The organism is Sulfurimonas indica (assembly GCF_009192995.1).
Taxonomy (GTDB): domain Bacteria; phylum Campylobacterota; class Campylobacteria; order Campylobacterales; family Sulfurimonadaceae; genus Sulfurimonas; species Sulfurimonas indica.
In genome coordinates this window covers 19,697-42,201 of record NZ_SDID01000011.1, presented here as the reverse complement: position 1 = coordinate 42,201, position 22,505 = coordinate 19,697, and the positions used below count along the sequence as shown (strand labels likewise).

Genomic DNA, 22,505 nt, shown 5'->3' with positions numbered 1-22,505 from the left:
ATGGTAAAAATTGCAATCGATGCAATGGGTGGGGACTTTGGTCCCGAACCAATTGTCAAGGGAACACTTCAAGCACTCAAAAAGAAAAACTTCACACCTATTTTAGTAGGAAAAGAATCAGAAATTTTACCTCTGTTACCAAAACGTTATAGAGATAAGATTTTAATCGTTGAAGCTGATGATGTTATTGCAATGAGCGATGCTGCTACGGATGCAGTAAAGCGTAAAGAGAGTACAATTTTTAAAGCAGTTGAACTTGTAAAAAACGGTGAAGCTGATGGAGTTGTGAGTGCTGGGCACAGTGGTGCGACAATGACACTTGCTACACTTCGTTTAGGACGCCTTAAAGGTGTTTCTCGTCCTGCGCTTGTAACACTTATGCCGACAAAAACAGGACGCCGTTCTGTTGTTCTTGATGTAGGTGCAAATGTCGACTCAAAACCAGAGCATTTGGCAGAATTTGCCGTTATGGGTGGCTGTTATGCTGAAGATGTTTTAGGTGTTGCAGAACCATCTATCGGTCTTTTGGCAAATGGTGAAGAGGACTCTAAAGGAAACGAGGTCACAAAAGCGGCATTTAAACTTTTACAAGGTTATCGTGGCTTTAAAGGGAATGTTGAAGGTGGAGATATCTTTAACGGAAGCTGTGATGTTATCACTTGTGACGGCTTTATCGGAAACTTGGTGCTTAAAACAAGTGAAGGTGTTGCTTCTACTATTTCAATCCTCATTAAAGACTATATCAAAAAATCACCGATTCGTATTACGGGTGCACTTTTGATGCGTAAAGTCTTCAAACTGCTCAAAAAAGAGATAGATTATGCTGAAGTAGGTGGTGCTCCACTTATCGGAATTAAAGGGTGTGCAATTGTTTCTCATGGAAAAAGTAATGCAAAAGCGATTAAAAATGCTATTTTTCAAGCAATCGCCTATGTTGATACTGGTGTAAATGAGCACATCATAAACAGATTAGCTGAGCTAAAACAAAAGGATTAGTATGCCATATGCTGCATTTCGTTCAATAGGTGCTTATGTTCCTCAAAAAATCTTAACAAATGAAGAACTTTCTGAGATGGTTGATACTTCAGATGAGTGGATTACAAAACGAACTGGTATTAAAGAGCGACACATTGCAGCTGAAGATGAATTTACATCTGATCTTGGTGTAAAAGCGGCTTCTCAAGCGATAGAGAGAAGTGGTATTGCATTAGAAGAGATTGATATGATTGTTTGCGCAACAATCTCTCCGGATTATTTTTGTATGCCATCAACGGCTACAATCATCTCTACAAAGTTAGGCATAAAGAATGCAACTGCTTTTGATATCTCTGCAGCATGTACAGGTTTTGTCTATGCACTCTCTATTGCCAAAGCGTTTGTAGAGTCTGGAATGAAGAAAAATGTTCTTATAGTAGGAGCTGAAAAACTCTCTGCTATTACGGATTACAGTGACCGTGGTACTTGTATTCTTTTTGGTGATGGTGCGGGTGCAGCGGTTATCTCTGCAACAGATAAAAAAGAAGAGGGTATCACTGATGTCCATACCAGTGCAGACGGTGAGTATGCAGACCTGCTGATGACACCAAATGGTGGAAGCGGTTCTGCTCATGATGCATTGGACAAAGAAACTGCAGGATGCTATATGCAGATGAAAGGGAATGAGACTTTTAAAGTTGCTGTACGTACTCTTACAAATGATGTCAAAGAGATTTTGGCAGAGAACAACATCAAAAGTGAAGATATCAAACACTTCATTCCGCATCAGGCAAACTACCGTATTATTAAAGCTGTTGGTGATGCACTGAAAATGAGAGAAGAGCAGGTTGTACTTACTGTTGCAAAATATGGAAATACATCAGGTGCTTCGATTCCTATGGCCATTAATGATTTGTATGAAGCAGGTGAACTTAAAGCAGGTGAGATGATGCTTCTTGATGCTTTTGGTGGTGGTTTAACGTGGGGTTCAGCTCTCGTCCCATTTTCACCACTGAAGTAACATTTTTATCCAATTTCTGCGTTGGATAAAAGCTAAGAAGTATTTTTGTTCTGATTGAGCATTGTAAGTTTAGTTTCTAAACTCTCTGTTGAGTGCTTCAAACACTTTTTTATGAAACGCTTCTTCATTTGGAAGATCCAAACTGCTTTTACGTAACTTCTCTCCCCACATAGGGTTTGGAAAGTAGCTGTCTTCTTTGAAACGTGCCATGACATGAATATGCACACGGGGAAGCATATTCGCAAAAGATGCCATATTGATTTTTGTAGGTTTGTAGTATGAAAGCATTTCTTTTTCGATGATTTCATAAACTCTCCAGAGTTTTTTTCGCAATGCTTCAGGTAGTTCTGTGAGCTCTTTATAGGGCTCTTTGGTAAAGATTTTTAACCAAGGAACCTCCGCATCTTCTTTCTCTACATATAACTCTCTGTTTTCATATATAAGATATTGCATAAGAGTTTACCTTATTATTTTTTGTGTTATCTCAATTATAGCAAAATTTTAAAAGGTATGAGAGTTTTTACTTTTTTTAGTCTCTATGTCTGTTTCTGTTACCGCGATATCCACCGCCACTGCGATTTCTGTCGCGATTTCCACTTGAACGGTTTCTACTTCCACGGTATCCGCCACGGCTTCTTCCGCCACGGCCGCGTGAGTCATTACGTTTTGCGGCTCTCTCTAGAATAGCTTTGAGTTTATCAGCAGGAATACCGATGTTACTTGGTCCTTTGATATCTTGCTTGTCTAAGATCATAGAGATGAGTTTGAACATAATTGTCTCTTCATCGATATCTTCTTTTAAACGGTCAAGAACTTTATGCGCTTCATCATAAATCTTTTGATTTTCAATGTTATTGACGATATTTTCAACTGTGCTCTCACGCAGGTCATTTTTACTTGGAACAAAAGCGTGTTCCATTGAAGTACCAACTTTTTGTTTGATACGTTGCAGCTCTTTAAACTCTAAAGGAGTAAGCAGTGTGATAGCTTTTCCTTTTGTACCAGCACGTCCGGTTCTACCAATACGGTGAACATATGACTCAGGATCAAACGGAATATGGTAGTTAAATACGTGAGAGATATTGTTCACATGGATACCACGTGCCGCAACATCAGTAGCAACAAGTACTTTTACTGAGTTGTTTTTAAAACCTTTGATAACTGTCTCACGCTGACGCTGTTCCATATCTCCATGAAGGCCGTTTGCCAAGTAACCTGCATTACTCAGTACGTTTGAAAGTCTATCAACTTCAGATTTTGTTCTACAAAAAACTACCGATTTTTGTGTCTCTTCAGAGTCCATAAGACGAATGATAGCATCATCACGTTCATGTTCATCAATTACATAATATAACTGTTCAATATCAGAGTTTGTCGTTTCACCTTTTGTAATAGAGATAAACTCAGGGTCTTGAAGAATTCTGCTTGCAAGTGTTTTGATAGGTTGTGGCATAGTAGCTGAGAAAAGTAGCGTTTGGCGGTCTGTTGGAAGATAAGAGAAAATCTCATTGATATCATCCAAAAATCCCATGTCAAGCATCTCATCAGCTTCATCTAAAACAACCATACTTGGTTTGAAGTCGTTCAGCATACCTTTTTTAAGGATGTCTAACATACGACCTGGTGTCGCAACAACTACAGAAGCACCACGACCGATAAGATCAAGTTGACGTTTATATGAGCTGCCACCATACACAGTAACCGTTTTTACACCTAAGTTACGTCCGTATTTGAAAATCTCGTCACTTACTTGTGTTGCAAGCTCACGTGTTGGAGTGATCACTAAAAGCTCAACGGAACCGTCAAGTTTCATGTTGTTAAGGGCTGGGAGTGAAAAAGCAGCAGTTTTACCTGTACCAGTGTGTGCTTGGCCAACCATGTCTTTGCCAGCAAGTATTACAGGAATAGCCTGTGCCTGAATCGGTGAAGGAGCAGTAAATCCTGCGAATTTTATACTTTTGAGTATCTCTGGTTTGAGTCCTAAGCTATCAAAAGTGATAACTTCTTCATTTGTGTTTTCGTTTGTTTGTGCATTCTCTTGCATCAATATCCTTTAATAAGAGCCTTATGCTCTGTTATATATAAGGAGATGACGCTTGCATTAACTTTTGAAAATCTATCGAGGTCTATCAGGGCATCTTCCCCTTAAAATATTGGCGAAATTATAGCGAAATTATTCTAAGTTTTTATTAAAGTTATAAATATTTTAAATGGGTTAAGTTTAGATTGCTACAAAACGGCTATGATATTTTGCATATTGTCATATTTTATTCAGGAAAGAGCTTTTCTGTGTATAATTAGACTTCTTGTAAAACTCCTATACGACATATAGGAGTTTTACAAGAAGTCTATAAAAAAAACTGGATGTATCTATGCAAGAACTCAATATCTATCTTATATCTACTGCTCTTTTAGGACTGTTTTTTATTATTAGTCTTTTTTTGTATCTCAAAGAAAAAGGTGAAAAAGAGAGATATAAAGGAGAAAGTAAGCAGTTGCTTGAAGCAATGGAGCTAGAATATGCAGAACTGCAAGAGCAAAACCAGACACTCCAGCTGCAAAATGCAGTACTGCAGAGTAAATATGAGAGCCAGATGCAATCAGCAGAGGAGAAGATAAAACTCTTACAAAATGCAAAAGATGAGCTCTCACGTGAATTTAAGAACCTCTCAAACAAAATTTTTGAAGATAAGTCAAAACAGTTTTCATCTCTTAATAAAGAACAGTTAGAGCTTCTTTTAAAACCTTTCCGTGAACAGATAGCAAATTTTTCCAAAGAAGCACGTGCGCAGTTTGAGGTGGAGCTAAAAGAGAGACACCTGCTTAAAGATGAGCTCAAACATTTAAAAGAGATGAACGCACAGCTTGCAGAGGAAGCCCTCAATCTCACGCGGGCACTCAAAGGAGAAAATAAAACCCAAGGAAACTGGGGTGAACTTGTTTTAGAAAATATTTTAGAACAATCCGGTCTGCGTGAGGGTGTTGAGTATGAACTCCAAGCCTCACGCAAATCAGAGGAGGGCAAAAGCTATCGTCCTGATGTTATCATCCATATGCCGCAAGAGCGTGATATTGTCATTGACTCTAAAGTATCACTTGCTGCATATGAGCGTTTTGTCAATGAAGAGAATCCGGAACTAAAACCAAAGTATTTAAAAGAGCATTTGACAAGTATTGCTTCACACATCAAAGAGCTGAGTGAGAAGAAGTATGAGCGGCTTGAAGGTATCAATACTCTTGACTTTGTTTTGATGTTTATGCCGATAGAGGGAGCTTTTTTACTTGCACTTGAACAAGACGGTGAGTTTTTTAAACGTGCCTATGAGAACAATATCTTGGTAGTTTCACCTTCTACACTTTTAGTGACTCTGCGTACAATTGAGCATATTTGGCGAACACAACGCCAAGAAGAACATGCAAAGCAGATAGCAAAAGAAGCAGAGGCTATGGTTGAAAAACTTGTCGGTTTTGTTGAAGAACTGCAAAAGGTGGGCACACATCTTGGTCGTGCTCAAGAGTCTTACGATACAGCAGTAGCAAGACTCCACACCGGTCGAGGCAATGTGATTCGAAGAGCACAAAACATTGTAAAGTTGGGACTGAAACCTAAAAAAGAGCTACCATTAAAAAGTGAGGAAGAGTAGATGCAGATAGAAACACGTTACAATTATGAAAAAATCTGGACGCTCACGCAGGAGCAGGATCTGCTAAAAATCATTGAAGAAGAGATCGGTGATGCTGAGAGTAGAGGTACACTCTCATATATCAAAGAGGCCATCAAAAATGGTAAAGAGATAACAGTGGGAAGCTGTAAGTTCCGAATGAAAAGAGAAGGATAAAAGATGTTGTATCAGCCAGATATTGCAAAACTGATTTTGAGAATTTCACTGGGAGTTTTAATACTGTTTCACGGCATTCATAAACTTATACACGGAATTGATGGGGTAAAAGCACTGCTTCTTTCAAGTGGGTTGCCACCTTTTCTTGTTTATGGAGTCTATGTCGGAGAGCTAATAGCACCGATATTTATCATACTAGGGCTCTATGCCCGAGTAGCTTCCGGTATTTTGGCCTTTAATATGTTTGTAGCGATCTATCTGGCATATGGATTTTCACTCAGTACCTCTAAGTTTGGCGGACTCTCCTGGGAGACGCCACTGCTCTTTTTTATCATGAGTATCTTAGTGATTTTACTTGGAAGCGGAAAGTACGCAGTCAATTCAAAGTAAGACTAGGGATGTCTTACTTTAATGGTTGAGTTTAAACTCCAACCAATAGCCAACATAAAGAGAATAACACCAAGGGAGGGTAAAATTTCATAGGCATTTAAAAGGTATACTAGCCACAACAGGATTGCTCCAAGTGGTGTTGGTACTCCTGTGAAATATTTTTCTACCTCTCCGGCATCTGCATTGAGATTAAAGTGAATCAGACGGCGAAGACCGGAAATCACATAGTATATGCTTACAACTGCTGCAATGATAAGCCAAAAACCATTTAGATTTGGTGCATACGAGGCTTGAAAAATCAGAAATACAGGAACAAGAACAAAACTTAAAAAGTCTGCAAAACTGTCAAGTTGCACTCCAAATTCATTCGAGAGTTTGTACTTTCTTGCGATTTTTCCATCAAAGATATCAAATGCACCCCCAATCCAGGCAAGAACGATGGCTACAGTAAAATTGTTTTGCGTGATGAAGTAGGTTGCCATAAGTCCCGCGGTAATATTTACAAAAGTAAAGAGGTTTGCCAGATTGAAATGAGAAGAGGGTTTCCATAAAAATTTCATAAAGTATTGTCCTTAAAAATATGTAAGAAGTCTATTAATGTCGAATTATAGCAAAATCAGATAAAATAGTTCAAAATAAAAAAGTCCAAATATTAGATAATGATAATATTTATCATTATTAAGAGAATTGTAAGTAAGATTCTATTATCATTAAAGAGTAGAAATATACAATTAAGAGTATAAGAGTAAAAATGAATAATTTATTGAATTGCCATAAGGGCTGTCAAGTAAAAGTAAAAAAAATAAATGCAGAATATAATTTAAAACAGCGTCTTATCTCTTTTGGTGTCATGAAAGGAGCTGAGCTTGAAGTTTTAGAGCATGCTCCAGGAAAGAAAACAATTGAGATTAAGATAGGGAAGATGCGTATTGCACTTAGAGCGCAAGAAGCGGAACTTATAGAGGTGGAGGAAGTATGAAAGAACATATTGATCCAAAAGCCTGTCCTATTATCGCAAATCATATCAAGGTTGCACTTGTAGGTCAGCCTAATGTCGGTAAAAGTATGCTTATCAATTCAGTGAGTAACGCACACCTGCATGTAGGAAATTTTTCCGGTGTAACGGTGGATAAGACAGAGGTACTGTTTGATTATAAAGATTACCATTTTACGGTTGTTGATCTGCCGGGGACCTATGCATTTACAGATTACACGATAGAAGAGCGGGTCACGCATGATTATCTCTGTGCGGAAGATTATGACATTATCATCAATGTCGTAGACTCAACAAATCTTGAAAAAAATCTCCAACTCACCTCTGAGCTTTTGACAATGAGCAAAAAGATGGTTATCGCACTCAATATGAGTGATGAGGCCGAGAAAGAAGGCATAGAAATTGATGCCACTTATATGTCTGAACTTTTGGGTATCTCTTGCGTGAAGGTCTCAGCCGCAGCAAAAACAGGCATTGAGGAGTTGATTGATACTGTAGTAGAGACATACACAGCACCAAAGAAAGAGCCAAAACTCATCTTTAGTGAGGCGGTGGAAGAGGAGATAGAGATTATCGTCTCCTATCTCAAAAAGCACAAATACAAAGCGGTAAATTCTTATAGAAACATTGCCATCAATCTTCTAAAAAACAACAAAAAAACTTATGAAAAACTCCATGGTGATCCGATCTGGACAGAGTTGCAGCCTATCTTAATTGAGGCATCCAAACATATTGAACTGCACCATGACACGGATGATATCAAAGAGGCGTTTGCCGAGGAGTATGCAGCATTTAACCGTGGGATTGTGACAGAAGTTGTCCGCCACAGTAATGATAAAAAAGAGGAGAAAACACTCACGGAGAAGATTGACAACATCTTAATCCATCCGCTCTTTGGCATCCCTATTTTTCTCTTTTTTATGTGGAGTCTTTTTCAGCTTACCTTTACAATAGGTAACATTCCGATGGAGTGGATAGATGGATTTTTCACATGGCTTGGGGATGTTATAGCTCCAACAATCAGCAATGATGATGTCCGCTCACTTGTGGTGGATGGCATCATCGGCGGTGTGGGTGCAGTTGTGCTCTTTACGCCAAATATTATTATTCTTTTTATCGGAATTGCACTGCTTGAGACGACAGGATATATGAGCCGTGTGGCATTTTTGCTCGATGGATTTTTTCATAAATTTGGTCTGCATGGACAGAGTTTTATCCCGCTGGTTACCGGTTTTGGCTGTTCAATTCCGGCATATATGTCGGCTAGAATTTTAAAAAATGACCGAGACAGACTGCTCACGCTCTTTATCATCGGTTTTATGTCCTGTGGTGCGCGTTTGCCTGTCTATGTTCTTTTTGCCGGAGCCTTCTTTGGTGAAGCAATGGCTGGAAATGTTCTTTTTACTATCTATATATCTGGGGCAATTTTGGGACTCATACTTGCAAAAGTGCTCAAGATGACAGCCTTTAAAGGTGTCGATGAGCCTTTTGTTATGGAGATGCCAAAGTATCGCCTGCCGGCACTCAAACTTATCTGGCACACAGTGCTTACGCAGACAATCATGTATCTCAAAAAGGCGGGGACTTTCATCGCCGGTGCTGCCATGCTGGTTTGGTTTTTGAGTAATTATCCGCACAATGAGACACTTGAGAGACTCTATGCCACCAAGATTGAAAAAGCAGTAGATGCAAAAGAGAAGCTTCATTTTGAAAATGAGCTTGCACAAAAAGAGCTTGAGTCAAGCTATTTGGGAAGAATAGGAAAACTTACAGAGCCGATTTTTGCTCCGCTTGGATTTGACTGGAAGATGAATGTTGCCCTGCAAACCGGACTTGCGGCAAAAGAGGTTGTGGTTTCAACACTTGGAGTGCTCTATTCAATCGGAGGTGATGTGGATGAGACATCCAAATCACTAGCGGATAATATCCGCCAAAATATTCCCTTTGCTTCGGCAGTTGCCTTTATCGTCGTTGTGATGACCTATCTGCCGTGTCTGGCAGCAACAACAGTCTTTGCCAAAGAGGCAGGTAGTTGGAGGTATGCAGTCTATCTCTTTATCTTTACATCAATTGTTGCTTATGTGCTGGCTTTTTTTGCTTATAGAATCGCACTCGTATTTAGCTAAATTAACTTATTATTAGTTCATACTTGTTAGAATAAACCAGAAGGAAAAGAAAAATGCAAAAAATATTGATGATTGAAGATGATTTAGAACTTGCAGAGATACTTACGGAGTATCTTGAACAGTTTGACTTTAAAGTAATAACAGAAGATGACCCGTTTAAAGCAGTGAGCATTTTAAAACTGGAGCCTTTTGATCTGGTAATACTTGACTTGACACTGCCTGGAATGGATGGGCTTGAAGTATGTGAAGCGATACGTGAGCGTCAAGATATTCCTATTATTATCTCGAGTGCAAGAAGTGATGTGACAGATAAGATAAAAGCGCTTGAACTGGGTGCTGATGATTATCTACCAAAACCTTACGATCCACGTGAGCTTGAAGCACGTATTCATTCAGTATTGCGTCGTTATGAAGCAAAAACCTCTGCAAAAGAGGAAAATAAAAGTGATTTTAAATGCGATAAATCAACAATGACGATTACATACAAAGGGCGTAATATTGACCTGACAAATGCAGAGTTTGGAATACTCTCTTATATGATAAGCAAGCAGGGACTTGTTGTCTCACGTGAGGACCTCATTCACAATGTAAACGCGATAAATGAAGACTCTTCAAACAAAAGTATCGATGTAATGGTAGGGCGTATTCGAAACAAACTAGGTGACAAATCACTCATAGAATCTGTACGTGGTGTAGGATACAAACTTCTTAAATAATGAAAAAACATGCTGTTTTAATTACTGTACTCTTTGCACTGACAGTCTCTTTGGTAAGTGTCAGTGCGATCTTTTGGGAATTCTATAAACTTAATTATCAACAGTATATCAATCACATTTTTACAAAATATACAGTAATTACACAGATATACAGAGAGCATCAGCAACGCCAAAGCTCCGAGATCATGCTTGAAGCCAATTTGGCCGTTTATGATCTTGAAGTCATTAAAGCAAAAACGCAGAAAAATAAAATCCTCTCGAAAAGTAAAATCTTAAAACGTGAAGGTTTTAAAAGTTTTAACACCTCTTTGATGATTAGTGAAAAAGGGATGTATACGAAAAATACGGTTACAAACCTTCGCGCTACGATGTTACAGTATAAGCGAAAAATCTACTTCTACATTGAAACACCAAATGGAGATATTCTCATTAAAGACAATGACCTCAAACCATACAGTTATATCAATATTCTTTACACCTATACAACTATTTTTCTTATTATCAGTCTCTCTTTTGTGCTGGTTTTACAAAAACTACGCCCACTGATCCGATTGCGAAAAAAGATAGCCCTCTATGGAGAGGGAAATATGAATGTCTCCTTTAAAACAAGAAGTGAAGATGAGATCGGCTCCGTTGCCAATGAACTTGAGTATGCGCGACGAAAAATCAACAATATCCTAGAGTCCCGCACACTCTTCTTGCGTAACTTGATGCATGAGTTAAAGACGCCTATCGCCAAAGGTACGATTGCTACACAGATGTTAGATTCTGAGAAACAAAAAGAGCGTTTTAGCTCTATATTCAAACGCTTGGAAACTCTTGTAAATGAGTTTGCAATGATTGAAGAAGTGACAAGTCTTGATGATAAAAAAGATTTTTCAGAGTACCGTCTAGTAGATATTATTGATGGTGCTATTGATATGGCAATGGTGGAGAGAGAGCGAGTGAGCGTTGAGGTACCGACTGATTTTAAACTACAGGCAAACTATAGGCTCTATACAACTGCTATTAAAAATATGATTGACAATGCTATGAAATACTCGACAGATTCCCATATAAAAATTCTTATCAATGAAAAGGGTGAACTCTGTTTTGAGAGTAAAGGGGAGTGTCTGCAGCACCCACTGCAGTACTATATTGAACCTTTTACAAAAGAAAATCCTTCCAAGAACAGCTTTGGATTGGGTCTTTATCTAGTTGACTCAATCTTAAAAGCGCATGGACAGGTTCTTGCCCATGAATATGAGAATGGGGTTAATCGCTTTATCTTCGTATAAGGAATTTTAAAAGAACTCTAGTGTAAACTAGTATAATGAATAAGCTCCTCTATACTGGTATAGCAATCTTTTTTGCTTTCTCTTTTTTTGTTTTTGGTTGGTTAAGCCATAGTGCATATATGCCGGGTAAACGAATTGAAACATCATCATTGCTTGATAAAATTAAACAAGAAAAGAGATTAAATGTTGTTTTGCTTAATGCCCCTTCTACGTACTATATTGGAAATGAAGGACCACAGGGGTTTGAATATGATCTCTTAAAAGCATATGCGGATCATTTGGGTGTAAAGCTCAACATTATCCCCGCACATACGGTCAAAGAGGCACTACGTTTAAGTAGTAATCCAAATGTTCATATCACATCCGCTTCGTTGGCAAAAACACCAAGCAGAGAAAAACTTTATCACTTTGGACCATCCTATTTTGAAGTGCAAGAACAGGTCATCTGTAATCGTGGCATGCTTGGCAGTTCAAAATTTCCAAGAGATGTGGAGGACTTAGAGGGTCTTACAATTATGGTAGGAGATGATACCAGCTACAGTGAAACACTCAAAAAACTCAAAGAAGACGGTTTTGATATCAACTTTACAACAAGTTCAGAGTATTCAACGGAAGAACTTTTGGAGATGGTTGCAAAACATGAGATAGACTGTACTGTAGCAGATTCAAATATCTATGCACTCAATTTGAAGTTTTTTCCGGAAATTGCCCTTGCTTTTTCTATCAGTGGACGGGAACAACTTGCATGGCTGTTGCCAAAAGATGCAAAAAAACTCGAAGCAGATATGTATGCATGGCTCAATGATTTTAATCAGCGAGGCAAAATTACAGAGCTCAAAGATCACTACTACTCCTATGTCCTCTTTTTTGATTATTACAATACAAAGATGTTCTATAAACGGTTAAAATCGAGACTGCCAAAATATAAAAAGTATTTCAAAGAAGCAGGTACACGTTTTGGAATTCCATGGACGCTTCTGGCATCCGTCTCTTATCAAGAGTCACACTGGAACCCACGGGCAAAAAGTTTCACAGGTGTACGTGGACTGATGATGCTTACACGTACAACAGCAAAAATCTTAGGCGTGAAAAACAGACTTGATCCAAAACAGAGTATTGTAGGTGGAACAAGACATCTCAATCAGATGATAAAACTGGTACCAAAATCTGTTGAGGGTGAAAATAGACTTAAATTTGCACTGGCTGCGTATAACATAGGAATGGGGCATATCAAAGATGCTCGTGAGCTTGCTAAAAAACTGGGGCTCAATCATAATATCTGGAGTGATCTGAAAATCGTTCTGCCACTGCTTTCTCAAAAAAGATACTACAGAAATTTGAAGTATGGATATGCCCGTGGTGCAGAACCTGTGAAGTATGTAGAAGCGATTTACAACTATAAAGATATTTTAGAGAAGTATGAAAAAGAGAAAGCTTTAGAGAAAGAGAATCCTTCGCCAGCGAAAAAAGTGCTTACTAAGAAGAAAAAAAGTGTGAAAAAGAGCGTTTCAAAGAAGAAATCTACAAAGAAAAAAAGTAAGAAAAAGACTACAACAACAAAGAAAAAATCTTAGTTGTTGTTTCCAAGTTCACTTAAAAATGTTTCCATATCATATTTGACTCTATACTCTGGCGTCATGATATGGATGAGGATATCACCTAAATCAACAACAATCCAATCTCCACTCTCATCAACATTATTGAAATTCTCAGCAGGCTTGAGAGCTTTTTTGAGATGGTCAAGCAGTGCTATCGTATGTTTTTGTCCAAGTGATGATGCAATGATCGCATAATCAACAAAATAGTTTTTATCACGCAGATCAAATACCTCTATCGCTTCTGCTTTGTTCTTATCTAAAGTCTCTGTAATCTTTTCAATTCTTGTTTGCATTGTGTTCCTTATAATATTGTGCAATCTCATGTGCACATTTTTTTGGTAATTTTGAAATATCTAAATTCTTTCTCAATTCTGAAGAAGATATATCCTCATCAATTTTGAGTTGTATGAAATCTTTTGGTATCTTTATATCATCACGAGTTGCGACAATAAAAGTGACTTTGGCTTTAAGCTCATCATATTTATGCCATTTATGAAGTGAGGACAAGTTGTCCGCACCAATTACTACATAGATCTTGTCATACTCTTTAAGCAGGTGATTGACACTCTCAATAGTAGGAACTTTTTTCTTTTTATCTACTTCGTATGAATCTATCTCAACATTTTCATACTCTGAAAATATTTTTTTAAGCCACTCTAGACGTAACTCTGCCGGAGTTGTAAAACTATCTTTAAATGGATTGAGATATGTTGGCATTACAATGATTTTATCTAAAAAATCTAGATTGCTTAAAGCTGTTACAATCGCTTCGTGAGCGATATGTGGAGGGTCAAATGAACCTCCATAAAGTGCTATTGTTTTCATAAGTACCTATCCAAAAATAAAACCAAATAACAGAGGCTTAAAATGATGCTTAGTACAAGGTGAAACTACGCAGGAGCTACTAGTAGCTTCAAGTGGTTTTAACGCAGTAATAGGTATCATTTTAAACCTCCCTACGGGCGATAAGAAAAAGGTACATCTGACTTCGTTAGATTTTTTTGCATTAGACTAGCTAGTGCTGCAAAAAATCTGCCTTGCATCTATACCTTTTTCTTATCGCTGTTAATTGATTTTATTTTTGGATAGGTACTTTAATACGAATTATAACTAATTTTGGATAAAATTACTGAATTTTTTACTATTAGGATATAGAATGGCACTCAAAATTGCAATAAACGGATTTGGTAGAATAGGTCGTTGTGTTGCTCGTATTGCAGCAAAGCGAGATGATGTTGAGATTGTAGCTATCAATGATATGGCTAGCATGGATATGATGCTTTATCTACTTAAAAATGATTCAGTTCACGGAACATTTGATAGTGAAGTAGAGCAGGTAGATGAAAACTACATCAGCATAGATGGAGAGAAAATTAGAGTATTTTCTGATAGAGACCCGAAAAATCTCGGCTTTGCTGATTGTGGTGCAGATATGGTTTTAGAGTGTACGGGTGTATTTCTTACACAAGAGTCCGCTCAGGTTCATATTGACAATGGTGTCCAAAAAGTTCTTTTTTCTGCTCCTGCAAAAGACAAAATCACACCAACATTTGTTATGGGTGTAAATGAAGAGAAGTATGACGGACAAAAAATTGTATCAAATGCTTCATGTACTACAAATTGTCTTGGTCCTGTTGCACGTGTTCTTGATGATGCGTTCGGAATTGAAAAAGGTTTGATGACTACAATCCACTCGTATACAAATGATCAAAACATCCTTGATGTAAAACACAGCAAAGATAAGCGCCGTGCCCGTGCAGGTGCTATCAATATGATCCCAACTACTACAGGTGCTGCAAAGGCTATCAGTCTTGTACTTCCTCAGCTTGAAGGAAAACTTCATGGTCAGTCAGTTCGTGTACCGACTCCGGATGTTTCTATGGTTGATTTAAATGTCGTTGTAAGAAAAGGGACTACAAAAGAAGAAGTAAATGCAGCATTCAATGAAGCAGCAGCAGGTCGCCTTAAAAATCTTCTGCTTGTAGATAAAGATATGAGAGTATCACAGGACTTCGTTGGTTGTGAGTACAGCTCAGTCGTTGCAGAGGACCTCACGCAGGTAATCGGTGGTGATATGGTAAAAGTGATGGCATGGTATGACAATGAGTGGGGTTACTCTATGCGTCTTTTAGACATGGCTCTACACATCTCAAAATAGGAAAGCAGTTTGGAACTACTACACTTAAAAAAGTTAGACCTCAAAGATAAAAAAGTTTTTATTCGTTGTGATTTTAATGTCCCTATGGATGAGTTTGGGAATATCTCTGATGACAGAAGAATCCGCTCTGCCATTGCTACGATTAACTACTGTTTGGATCTAGATTGTGCAGTAATACTTGCTTCTCACCTTGGTCGTCCAAAAGGTGAAGTAGTTGAGAAGTACTCTTTGGCACCGGTTGCAAGAAGACTACAGCAACTCCTCAAACGTCATGTAGAGTTGGCTCCTGGTGTTGTTGATGATGCAACACTCAAAATGGCACAAGAATTGCCGCGTCATGAAGTACTTTTACTTGAAAACCTGCGTTTTGAAGCAGGTGAGACCAAAGATGACAAAGAGCTCTCACGCAAACTTGCTTCTATGGCAGAGTTCTATGTCAATGATGCTTTTGGTGTCAGTCACCGTGCACATGCTTCTGTTCATGGGATTACAAAATTCTTTGATAATGAACACAAAGCTGCAGGATTTTTGCTAGAGCGTGAGATCACCTTCTTTGGAAAGCTTATTAACAATCCTGTGCGTCCTTTTGCTGCCATCGTTGGTGGAAGTAAAGTGTCTGGAAAACTTGAAGCCCTTGTTAACCTACTGCCAAAGGTAGATAAAATCTTCATCGGTGGTGGGATGGCATTTACATTTTTAAAACAGATGGGTTATGATATTGGGGCATCTTTGGTTGAAGATGAACTCTTACAAGAGGCACAAAATATCATGGATGAAGCAAAAAAACTCGGTGTAAAGTTTTACCTTCCTGTAGATGTTATTGCAGCTGAAAAGTTTTCTGAAGATGCGGTTAGTAAGATTGTAACGGCTCAAGAGATTCCAAATGGATGGATGGGACTAGATATCGGTCCTGCAACTGTACGACTTTACCGTGAGGGTCTTAATGATGTGCAGACTGTTCTTTGGAACGGTCCAATGGGTGTTTATGAGATGGAAAAATTTGCCCGTGGAAGCTCTAAGATAGCACACTTTGTAGCAGACTCTTATGCTACAACTGTTGTTGGTGGTGGTGACACTGCAGACCTGGTTCAGCGTGTAGGTGTTGATGATGAGATGAGTTTTATCTCTACAGGCGGTGGTGCATCGTTAGAGTTGTTAGAAGGTAAAACACTTCCTGGTGTTGAACCGCTTATGGTAGAAAAAAGCGAAGAGGAGTAAGAGATGATAATTGCAGCGAATTTAAAAACAAACCTATCGCGCCATGATACGGCTCTCTATATAGAAGAGTTGGAGAAATGTGCACAAAAAAGCGAGCAAGAAGTTTTGGTTTTTCCTGCAATCTCATCACTGGACAGTTTTTCTACAAAAGTCGAGGTCGGTACTCAAAATGCTTATCCGACAGTAAATGGTGCCTTTACCGGTGAAATTGGTCTGGAGCAGCTCAGTGAGTTTGGTATCAAAACTATCCTTATCGGTCATAGTGAAAGACGCCATATCTTAGGTGAGTCTCAAGAGTTCATCGCTAAAAAATTTGACTACTTTAAGAAAGAGGGTTTTAAGATAGTTTACTGTGTCGGTGAGCCAAAAGATGTGCGTGAGGCTGGTAAAGAGCAGATGCTGGACTATATCTCTGCACAATATGCAGGCATAGATACATCGTATGAGAAGCTCATTATCGCATACGAGCCTGTTTGGGCGATAGGTACCGGACTTACACCAACACTCGAAGATATCGAAGATATTCATACAGAGCTCAAAAAGAGATCTCACGCACCACTATTGTATGGTGGCAGTGTAAAAGTGTCCAATGCAAAAGATGTTTTGGCACTGAATAATGTAGATGGCATCTTAGTCGGGAGTGCAGCACTCTATGTTGAACATTTCTGCACAATGATAGAGTATGCAGATGAACTAGAAAAGCAAAATCTTATGAAATAATAAGAGCGTAAAGTGCGAGAGCTTCCCGCTGAGGGAAACATAGTGTTAGCGTAAGAAAAGGAATTACTTCCTTTTCTGTACTAAATAGATGGAGGGGTGCCCTTCATTTTATGAAATAAAATTAAGGAGAAAAAAGAGATGATAATGAAAGGTAAACGCGGTCTTATCGTAGGATTGGCAAATAACAAATCAATCGCATATGGAATTGCAAAAGCATGTCATGAGCAGGGTGCTGAAATGGCATTTACATATTTAAATGATGCACTAAAAAAGAGAGTAGAGCCGATTGCTAAAGAGTTTGGAAGCAGTCATGTATATGAACTTGATGTTAGCAATGAAGAGCATATGGCAGGTATAGCGGCAAAAATCGAAAAAGATTTCGGAAAGATTGACTTTCTTGTACACTCTGTTGCTTTTGCTCCTAAAGAAGCACTCTCTGAGCCTTTTATGAAAACAACAAAACAGGCATTTCAAATTGCGATGGATATCTCTGTATATTCTCTTATTGATCTGACAAACCGCTTAGAGCCAGTACTAAGTGATGATGCATCAATCCTTACATTATCATATCTTGGTGGACCAAAGTACATCGTAAACTACAATGTAATGGGTGTAGCTAAAGCAGCCCTAGAATCAACTGTGCGTTATATGGCAGTGGACCTTGGGAAAAAAGGTCAGCGTGTAAATGCAATTTCAGCTGGACCTATCAAAACGCTTGCAGCTGCAGGGATCGGTGATTTTTCTCAGATACTCAAATGGAATGAGACAAATGCACCACTGCGTAAAAATGTAACAATCGAACAGGTTGGAAATTCAGCTATGTATCTTCTTAGTGATTTAAGCTCTGGTGTAACAGGTGAGACACACTATGTAGATAACGGTTATAACATTATGGGTATGGCAATGGCTGAGACAAATGAAGAGGGTAAAACTATTCTTGCATGGGATGCAAGATAGACTCTAGAGTTACTTTCCTATAACAGGAAGTGACTCGACTTGCTTAACATGAGAGCTGTTATAATCATTTGGTTTTGCTCTCATATAGGCAGAAGCTTTATCAACATACTCCTGTAAAGTAAAGTTTCTATCCTCTTTATCAACAAAGTGTGATTCTTGAGTCTGCTTGACTGAACCCTCTGCTGTCCTCCCTTTTTTCTCTTGCATATATTTCTTTTGAATCTTTTTGTCTTTTGATATTGTCGGCTCCCAATCCTCTTTGAGCCAAGAGTCAAGGGATTTCTGCATTGCTCCCTCTTTTTTTCCTGCATTTGAATTACTTATACTGTTTAAAGCAGAATTTTGTGACGGTGCTACTTTTGATGAAGAAGAAGCACAGGAACTCAGAACAAAAGCTAACAAGAGTGTGTTTGATATTATAATTAGTTGTTTCATATGGGAATTATAGCCAAAAAAAAGATAAATAATGTAAAATTTATGTAAAGTTAAGAAAAGATTATGTTATACTGCTTCTGAAATTTGTAAAAGGATAAGGAGAATATATGAAATTTACAAAAATGAGTTTAGTAGCAGCGCTACTAATTGGTTCAAGTGCGTTTGCTATCGATAACGTTAAAGTTAGTGGTGATGCTAAACTTTACTATGCAACTGATGATGCAAAAACAGATGGTATTAGTAGTGTTACAACAACTGCTTCTGATAGCTTGTTTAATGCTGGTTCATCTGCTGGTCAAGCTGCATTGAGCCTTGGAATTACTGCTGATTTAACTAAAAATATCTCAGCTGGTGTAAATACAACTGTATTGACTACACTTGGTCTGCAAGGTCAACTTGTTAATAATGTGTGGGAAGGAACAGATTTAGTTTCTGATTCTTGGATTGTTGATGAAGCATGGATTGCTGCAACTGTAGGTAACACTACAGGTAAAATTGGTCGTATGAAACTTGACACACCATTAGTATTTACTGAGACGTGGTCAATTGTTGAAAATACATTTGAAGCTGCTGTAGTAATTAACCAAGATATTCCAGATACTACTTTAGTAGGTGCCTATGTTGGTGGTTCTAATGGATCAAGTCTTTTTAATGGAAATGGTACAGGGACAAATGCACCTGTTGGAATAGCTAATAGAATTCAGAATAATGATGCAAGTTATGATGGTAGTACGTTTTCTCAATTTTATAATGGAGCATTCGCAGCAGGTATCGTAAATAATTCTGTAAAACCATTAACTGTTCAAGCATGGTATTATGATGCACCACAATATGTTGATGGTTTCTGGTTACAAGCTGATGTAGCTATGGAAGGTATTTCTGCTGGAGCACAATATACACAAATCAACTATAATAAGAGTAATAATTTAGCAATTACAGCTGATTCTGATAATGATGCATATGCATTCAAACTTGGTTATGAAATGAAAGATGTTTTAAGTGCAAGTGTTGCTTACTCTCAAACAGGTAAAGAAACAAAATCAGGTTTCGGACTTGGTGCAGCACAAAATCTTGCAACTTTAGGTAATAATGCTCAAACTAAACTTTATACTGAAGCTTGGTGGAATTATGGCTATGTAACTCGTGCAGATACTTCAGCTCTTAATGTTACTGTAACTGGTAATGCTGCTGGTATTGATTTAGGTGCATACTATACACAAACGAACTCAGATAAAAATGGCGGAACAGCAGAACGTCCAGATATGAAAGAGCTTACTGTGACGGCAGGTAAAGCATTTGGTCCTTTAGATGCGAAATTAGCATATATTTATACAAAAGCTGATGATCAAAACATTAAAGTTGGAGCTACAAAAGGTTCAGCTTATAATACTATCCAAGCATACTTAACATTAAACTTCTAATCTAAACATTAGACTAGAAACTTTAACTATCTCCCCTAGAGGGAGCTAGTTTCCCCTCCCAGTATAAAAATCACAAACTCCTGAAAAAACCAACTTATGTTATAATACTTTTATGACAAAAATAGATACCCTGAAAAATATTTTACAAAAACGATTTGATAAAGTTGAAAAGCACTATATTGCTCTTTCTGAATATAAAACACTCATCGATGAGATGCAGGAAAATAACAATATTTATGAGCCCTTTATTTTTAATACTCTCAACCCACAACAACGCGCAATCTTAGATGCCTACCTGAAACGTTTTGCATCACTGCAGGATTTTCTGGGTGCTAAAATATTTCCTCTTCTGTTGGAGGTAGCAGGTGTCCATACTAGTAAGATGAGTGAGGTACTCTCTTTGATAGAAAAAGAGGAGATCATAGACAGCATTGAGAATTGGATAGAGCTGCGTGAGGTAAGAAATGAGCTTGAACATGATTATCCACAGGAGCTAAAAGATGCACTGGATGATTTGAGATACTGCATAGAGAATTTTACCAGACTTGAAAACTATTATAAAAAGAGTCTGGACTTTTATGGATGCTACAGATGAGACTCTCAGAGAAAGTAAAACAAAAGATTACTCAAACTGTTCATAGAATATTTGGTGATGTTGACATCTACCTCTTTGGCAGTCGTGTAGATGATACAAAACGAGGCGGAGATATAGACATCGCTCTTGATATGAGCCTATCAAAAGATGAATTTCGTAAAAAAAAGACAAAATTTTTTACTGCTTTGATGCAAATGGATTTTTTTTACGATGTAGATTTGGTACTTATGGGTACGACAGACAAACTTTTGCGTGATGAAATCCGAAAAAATTCGATTAAGCTGTAATCCCAATTGGTTTTGAACTTATGTTATAATATCTTATGGTAAGAATAGATGAAATTCAAAAAATTATTGCAACTATAGATGAGGTAGAATTTGCATATCTTTTTGGTTCTTATGCAAAAAAAACGCAAAGTGCTAGAAGTGATATTGACATCGCAGTGTATCTAAAAAAACAATACAACCATTTTGATACAAAATTAAAAATTCACCATAAATTAGAAATAAATTTACATAAAGATATCGATCTAATCATACTAAACAGTGCCAAAAATTTCACTCTTTTAGAAGATATTTTTAATGAAGGTATTGTCCTTAAAGAAGCAAAAAATGATGAACGCCTACTCTTTGAACTCGCTAAAGAACATGAGATACAAGATTATAAAGTTTTTAAAAGAATGTTAGATGTTGCATAAGATAGAGCAAAAAATTATTTCTATTGAAGAACTACTCAAGATTTTAGAAGAGTTGAAAAGTGATTGTAAAGAGAGATTTTTGAGAGATAAAATATATCAGGGTGCTCTGCTGCACTATCTTTATCTTGTCTCTGACAGCTCAATTGCATTGGCGGAGATGATGATTAAATATAAAAATTTAAGAAAATCAAACAGTTATTATGAAAGTATAGATTTACTTGGAGAATATAATATTATCCCCGCTGATTTTGCTTATGATTTTGCTAAAATCGCTTCTTTTAGAAATTTTTTGGCACATCACTATGAAAGAGTTGATTATAAAGAGATATGTGAGAGTACACTTGCAAAATTAAGCGATATAAGAGAATATCTCAAATATATACGAAAAAGTTTATAGCAGAGTTATGGTGTTATTTTTAAAAAAAATTGCTTACATATTTTTTATGCTTCTTTTGATATCTGTCATCTCTTTTTTGGCAATTCACTCAGCACCAAACTCTTTTTTTGGAGCAGGGGAGCTCAATCCAAATATGACAAAGGAGGCTATAGCAAAACTTAAAGCTGTTTATGGACTGGATAAACCACTGCTGCAGCAGTATTTTGACTGGATGAAAAATATAGTGACACTCAACTTCGGTATCTCTTTTGTCAGTGGGCAGGATGTAAGTTCTGAGATATTAAAGCGTTTGCCTGTAACACTCTGGATGAATGTTATTGCACTTGTTGCTGTTTTTATTCTTTCACTTTATCTTGGTATAAAAGCAGCCCTTAACTACGAAAAGAGGGCTGACTATATTATCCGTCAGCTCTCACTTTTCTCCTTTTCTATGCCTTCTTTTTATCTGGCACTGCTTTTTATCATTTTTTTCTCCATCAAGCTATCCCTCTTTCCTATAGCAGGACTACACTCCATAGAAGCAAAAGAGGGTTTTGCGAATATTGTTGATATGGCATGGCACTTGATACTGCCAATAGGGGTAATGATATTTGTAGGACTGGGAAGTATGATAATTTACATACGCTCTTTGACCTTGGAGATACTCAAAAGTGATTATTACACCTTTGCACGCTCACGCGGTCTCACGCAAGCCAAACTGCTGCGCTATTATATTTTGCCAAATCTTATGCCGCCTATCATTACACTGCTTGGGCTTTCTCTGCCGGGGCTTATTGGTGGAAGTGTTATTTTGGAGTCTATCTTTGGTATTGAGGGGATGGGACAGCTGTTTTATATCTCGGCGCTCTCACGCGACTATCCCATCATTATGGGAATACTGATGATAACAGCCTTTCTAACTCTGCTTGGTAATATGTTCGCAGACCTAGTGCTCTTAAAACTAAACCCTTATATGAACAGGGCTTAGTGCT

General features: G+C 37.7%; 26 protein-coding genes. 20 read left to right on the top strand and 6 right to left on the bottom strand.

The features are described 5' to 3' along the window. The gene (plsX, locus tag ES948_RS06860) at positions 1-996 is read left to right on the top strand and encodes a phosphate acyltransferase PlsX (RefSeq protein WP_152184212.1); all 996 of its coding nucleotides are present in this window, start codon (positions 1-3) and stop codon (positions 994-996) included. 1 nt (position 997) lies between these two features. Continuing rightward, on the top strand, positions 998-1,996 hold the full coding sequence (locus tag ES948_RS06855) for a beta-ketoacyl-ACP synthase III (RefSeq protein WP_152184211.1): 999 nt from the start codon (positions 998-1,000) through the stop codon (positions 1,994-1,996). A 69-nt stretch (positions 1,997-2,065) separates the two neighbouring features. Here the strand turns inward: ES948_RS06855 and ES948_RS06850 are convergent, their stop codons facing one another. Further along, positions 2,066-2,449 carry an HIT family protein gene (locus ES948_RS06850; RefSeq protein WP_152184210.1) on the bottom strand — a complete coding sequence of 128 codons (384 nt, stop codon included), beginning with the start codon at positions 2,447-2,449 and terminating at the stop codon, positions 2,066-2,068. Positions 2,450-2,525: 76 nt separating this feature from the next. Continuing rightward, positions 2,526-4,040 carry a DEAD/DEAH box helicase gene (locus ES948_RS06845; protein ID WP_152184209.1) on the bottom strand — a complete coding sequence of 505 codons (1,515 nt, stop codon included), beginning with the start codon at positions 4,038-4,040 and terminating at the stop codon, positions 2,526-2,528. Positions 4,041-4,368: 328 nt separating this feature from the next. On the opposite strand from ES948_RS06845, the gene ES948_RS06840 reads away from it, so the two are divergent. Genes ES948_RS06840 through ES948_RS06830 form a run of 3 tightly spaced genes read left to right on the top strand, consistent with a single transcriptional unit; the run spans position 4,369 to position 6,225 of the window. Next, positions 4,369-5,640: a DNA recombination protein RmuC gene (locus tag ES948_RS06840; RefSeq protein WP_152184208.1), complete on the top strand. Its 1,272-nt coding sequence runs from the start codon at positions 4,369-4,371 to the stop codon at positions 5,638-5,640. Continuing rightward, a complete protein-coding gene (locus ES948_RS06835; RefSeq protein WP_152184207.1) occupies positions 5,641-5,835 on the top strand; it encodes a hypothetical protein in 195 nt (64 codons plus the stop codon). Positions 5,836-5,838: 3 nt separating this feature from the next. Further along, a complete protein-coding gene (locus ES948_RS06830; protein WP_152184206.1) occupies positions 5,839-6,225 on the top strand; it encodes a DoxX family protein in 387 nt (128 codons plus the stop codon). Positions 6,226-6,227: 2 nt separating this feature from the next. On the opposite strand, the gene ES948_RS06825 is transcribed toward ES948_RS06830, so the two are convergent. Further along, positions 6,228-6,785, bottom strand: coding sequence for a CDP-alcohol phosphatidyltransferase family protein (locus ES948_RS06825; protein ID WP_152184205.1), 558 nt, complete (start codon positions 6,783-6,785; stop codon positions 6,228-6,230). A 191-nt stretch (positions 6,786-6,976) separates the two neighbouring features. Between ES948_RS06825 and ES948_RS06820 the strand changes: the two genes are divergently transcribed. The 5 genes from ES948_RS06820 to mltF are packed head-to-tail and all read left to right on the top strand — an operon-like array spanning position 6,977 to position 12,912. Further along, positions 6,977-7,204 (top strand): FeoA family protein, encoded by a 228-nt coding sequence (locus ES948_RS06820; protein ID WP_152184204.1) that lies wholly within the window; start codon positions 6,977-6,979, stop codon positions 7,202-7,204. Next, the gene (gene feoB / locus ES948_RS06815) at positions 7,201-9,345 is read left to right on the top strand and encodes a ferrous iron transport protein B (protein ID WP_152184203.1); all 2,145 of its coding nucleotides are present in this window, start codon (positions 7,201-7,203) and stop codon (positions 9,343-9,345) included. Before ES948_RS06820 ends, feoB begins: the two co-directional genes overlap by 4 nt. 53 nt (positions 9,346-9,398) lie before the next feature. Then, entirely contained in the window at positions 9,399-10,061 is a 663-nt protein-coding gene (locus ES948_RS06810; RefSeq protein WP_152184202.1) for a response regulator transcription factor, read from the top strand. After that, on the top strand, positions 10,061-11,338 hold the full coding sequence (locus ES948_RS06805; protein ID WP_152184201.1) for an ArsS family sensor histidine kinase: 1,278 nt from the start codon (positions 10,061-10,063) through the stop codon (positions 11,336-11,338). The genes ES948_RS06810 and ES948_RS06805 overlap by 1 nt, the downstream gene beginning before the upstream one ends. A gap of 35 nt (positions 11,339-11,373) precedes the next feature. Beyond that, positions 11,374-12,912 carry a membrane-bound lytic murein transglycosylase MltF gene (gene mltF, locus ES948_RS06800; protein WP_152184200.1) on the top strand — a complete coding sequence of 513 codons (1,539 nt, stop codon included), beginning with the start codon at positions 11,374-11,376 and terminating at the stop codon, positions 12,910-12,912. On the opposite strand, the gene rsfS is transcribed toward mltF, so the two are convergent. Then, a complete protein-coding gene (gene rsfS / locus ES948_RS06795; RefSeq protein WP_152184199.1) occupies positions 12,909-13,229 on the bottom strand; it encodes a ribosome silencing factor in 321 nt (106 codons plus the stop codon). The two genes, mltF and rsfS, sit on opposite strands and share 4 nt — an antisense overlap. After that, entirely contained in the window at positions 13,213-13,761 is a 549-nt protein-coding gene (nadD, locus tag ES948_RS06790) for a nicotinate (nicotinamide) nucleotide adenylyltransferase (RefSeq protein ID WP_152184198.1), read from the bottom strand. Before nadD ends, rsfS begins: the two co-directional genes overlap by 17 nt. A 331-nt stretch (positions 13,762-14,092) precedes the next feature. Here nadD and gap point away from each other — a divergent pair, with 331 nt between their 5' ends. The 4 genes from gap (at position 14,093) to fabI (ending at position 17,989) form a co-directional block, all read left to right on the top strand. Beyond that, positions 14,093-15,094 (top strand): type I glyceraldehyde-3-phosphate dehydrogenase, encoded by a 1,002-nt coding sequence (gap, locus tag ES948_RS06785; RefSeq protein WP_152184197.1) that lies wholly within the window; start codon positions 14,093-14,095, stop codon positions 15,092-15,094. A gap of 9 nt (positions 15,095-15,103) precedes the next feature. Beyond that, entirely contained in the window at positions 15,104-16,312 is a 1,209-nt protein-coding gene (locus ES948_RS06780) for a phosphoglycerate kinase (protein WP_152184196.1), read from the top strand. A gap of 3 nt (positions 16,313-16,315) precedes the next feature. Continuing rightward, entirely contained in the window at positions 16,316-17,032 is a 717-nt protein-coding gene (locus ES948_RS06775; RefSeq protein WP_152184195.1) for a triose-phosphate isomerase, read from the top strand. 138 nt (positions 17,033-17,170) lie between these two features. Next, entirely contained in the window at positions 17,171-17,989 is an 819-nt protein-coding gene (fabI, locus tag ES948_RS06770; protein ID WP_152184194.1) for an enoyl-ACP reductase FabI, read from the top strand. Between the two features lie 9 nt (positions 17,990-17,998). Here the strand turns inward: fabI and ES948_RS06765 are convergent, their stop codons facing one another. Next, positions 17,999-18,424: a hypothetical protein gene (locus ES948_RS06765; RefSeq protein ID WP_152184193.1), complete on the bottom strand. Its 426-nt coding sequence runs from the start codon at positions 18,422-18,424 to the stop codon at positions 17,999-18,001. A gap of 107 nt (positions 18,425-18,531) precedes the next feature. Between ES948_RS06765 and ES948_RS06760 the strand changes: the two genes are divergently transcribed. From ES948_RS06760 to ES948_RS06735, 6 genes are all read left to right on the top strand, one after another. Further along, the gene (locus ES948_RS06760; protein ID WP_152184192.1) at positions 18,532-19,845 is read left to right on the top strand and encodes a hypothetical protein; all 1,314 of its coding nucleotides are present in this window, start codon (positions 18,532-18,534) and stop codon (positions 19,843-19,845) included. A 112-nt stretch (positions 19,846-19,957) separates the two neighbouring features. Further along, positions 19,958-20,440 (top strand): hypothetical protein, encoded by a 483-nt coding sequence (locus tag ES948_RS06755; RefSeq protein WP_152184191.1) that lies wholly within the window; start codon positions 19,958-19,960, stop codon positions 20,438-20,440. Continuing rightward, positions 20,437-20,727: a nucleotidyltransferase domain-containing protein gene (locus ES948_RS06750; RefSeq protein ID WP_188109474.1), complete on the top strand. Its 291-nt coding sequence runs from the start codon at positions 20,437-20,439 to the stop codon at positions 20,725-20,727. The genes ES948_RS06755 and ES948_RS06750 overlap by 4 nt, the downstream gene beginning before the upstream one ends. 35 nt (positions 20,728-20,762) lie before the next feature. Further along, positions 20,763-21,137: a type VII toxin-antitoxin system MntA family adenylyltransferase antitoxin gene (mntA, locus tag ES948_RS06745; RefSeq protein WP_152184189.1), complete on the top strand. Its 375-nt coding sequence runs from the start codon at positions 20,763-20,765 to the stop codon at positions 21,135-21,137. Beyond that, positions 21,127-21,534, top strand: a complete 408-nt coding sequence (hepT, locus tag ES948_RS06740; RefSeq protein ID WP_152184188.1) for a type VII toxin-antitoxin system HepT family RNase toxin — start codon at positions 21,127-21,129, stop codon at positions 21,532-21,534. Before mntA ends, hepT begins: the two co-directional genes overlap by 11 nt. A 7-nt stretch (positions 21,535-21,541) precedes the next feature. Beyond that, positions 21,542-22,501: an ABC transporter permease gene (locus tag ES948_RS06735; protein ID WP_152184187.1), complete on the top strand. Its 960-nt coding sequence runs from the start codon at positions 21,542-21,544 to the stop codon at positions 22,499-22,501. The last annotated feature ends 4 nt before the right edge of the window (positions 22,502-22,505 follow it).

What these genes read in the sequence shown, in the direction of transcription:
- plsX (WP_152184212.1), top strand. Translation starts at nt 1, where the DNA reads ATGGTAAAAATTGCAATCGATGCAATGGGTGGGGACTTTGGTCCCGAA.
- ES948_RS06855 (WP_152184211.1), top strand. Translation starts at nt 998, where the DNA reads ATGCCATATGCTGCATTTCGTTCAATAGGTGCTTATGTTCCTCAAAAA.
- ES948_RS06850 (WP_152184210.1), bottom strand. Translation starts at nt 2,449, where the DNA reads ATGCAATATCTTATATATGAAAACAGAGAGTTATATGTAGAGAAAGAA.
- ES948_RS06845 (WP_152184209.1), bottom strand. Translation starts at nt 4,040, where the DNA reads ATGCAAGAGAATGCACAAACAAACGAAAACACAAATGAAGAAGTTATC.
- ES948_RS06840 (WP_152184208.1), top strand. Translation starts at nt 4,369, where the DNA reads ATGCAAGAACTCAATATCTATCTTATATCTACTGCTCTTTTAGGACTG.
- ES948_RS06835 (WP_152184207.1), top strand. Translation starts at nt 5,641, where the DNA reads ATGCAGATAGAAACACGTTACAATTATGAAAAAATCTGGACGCTCACG.
- ES948_RS06830 (WP_152184206.1), top strand. Translation starts at nt 5,839, where the DNA reads ATGTTGTATCAGCCAGATATTGCAAAACTGATTTTGAGAATTTCACTG.
- ES948_RS06825 (WP_152184205.1), bottom strand. Translation starts at nt 6,785, where the DNA reads ATGAAATTTTTATGGAAACCCTCTTCTCATTTCAATCTGGCAAACCTC.
- ES948_RS06820 (WP_152184204.1), top strand. Translation starts at nt 6,977, where the DNA reads ATGAATAATTTATTGAATTGCCATAAGGGCTGTCAAGTAAAAGTAAAA.
- feoB (WP_152184203.1), top strand. Translation starts at nt 7,201, where the DNA reads ATGAAAGAACATATTGATCCAAAAGCCTGTCCTATTATCGCAAATCAT.
- ES948_RS06810 (WP_152184202.1), top strand. Translation starts at nt 9,399, where the DNA reads ATGCAAAAAATATTGATGATTGAAGATGATTTAGAACTTGCAGAGATA.
- ES948_RS06805 (WP_152184201.1), top strand. Translation starts at nt 10,061, where the DNA reads ATGAAAAAACATGCTGTTTTAATTACTGTACTCTTTGCACTGACAGTC.
- mltF (WP_152184200.1), top strand. Translation starts at nt 11,374, where the DNA reads ATGAATAAGCTCCTCTATACTGGTATAGCAATCTTTTTTGCTTTCTCT.
- rsfS (WP_152184199.1), bottom strand. Translation starts at nt 13,229, where the DNA reads ATGCAAACAAGAATTGAAAAGATTACAGAGACTTTAGATAAGAACAAA.
- nadD (WP_152184198.1), bottom strand. Translation starts at nt 13,761, where the DNA reads ATGAAAACAATAGCACTTTATGGAGGTTCATTTGACCCTCCACATATC.
- gap (WP_152184197.1), top strand. Translation starts at nt 14,093, where the DNA reads ATGGCACTCAAAATTGCAATAAACGGATTTGGTAGAATAGGTCGTTGT.
- ES948_RS06775 (WP_152184195.1), top strand. Translation starts at nt 16,316, where the DNA reads ATGATAATTGCAGCGAATTTAAAAACAAACCTATCGCGCCATGATACG.
- fabI (WP_152184194.1), top strand. Translation starts at nt 17,171, where the DNA reads ATGATAATGAAAGGTAAACGCGGTCTTATCGTAGGATTGGCAAATAAC.
- ES948_RS06765 (WP_152184193.1), bottom strand. Translation starts at nt 18,424, where the DNA reads ATGAAACAACTAATTATAATATCAAACACACTCTTGTTAGCTTTTGTT.
- ES948_RS06760 (WP_152184192.1), top strand. Translation starts at nt 18,532, where the DNA reads ATGAAATTTACAAAAATGAGTTTAGTAGCAGCGCTACTAATTGGTTCA.
- ES948_RS06755 (WP_152184191.1), top strand. Translation starts at nt 19,958, where the DNA reads ATGACAAAAATAGATACCCTGAAAAATATTTTACAAAAACGATTTGAT.
- ES948_RS06750 (WP_188109474.1), top strand. Translation starts at nt 20,437, where the DNA reads ATGAGACTCTCAGAGAAAGTAAAACAAAAGATTACTCAAACTGTTCAT.
- mntA (WP_152184189.1), top strand. Translation starts at nt 20,763, where the DNA reads ATGGTAAGAATAGATGAAATTCAAAAAATTATTGCAACTATAGATGAG.
- hepT (WP_152184188.1), top strand. Translation starts at nt 21,127, where the DNA reads ATGTTGCATAAGATAGAGCAAAAAATTATTTCTATTGAAGAACTACTC.
- ES948_RS06735 (WP_152184187.1), top strand. Translation starts at nt 21,542, where the DNA reads ATGGTGTTATTTTTAAAAAAAATTGCTTACATATTTTTTATGCTTCTT.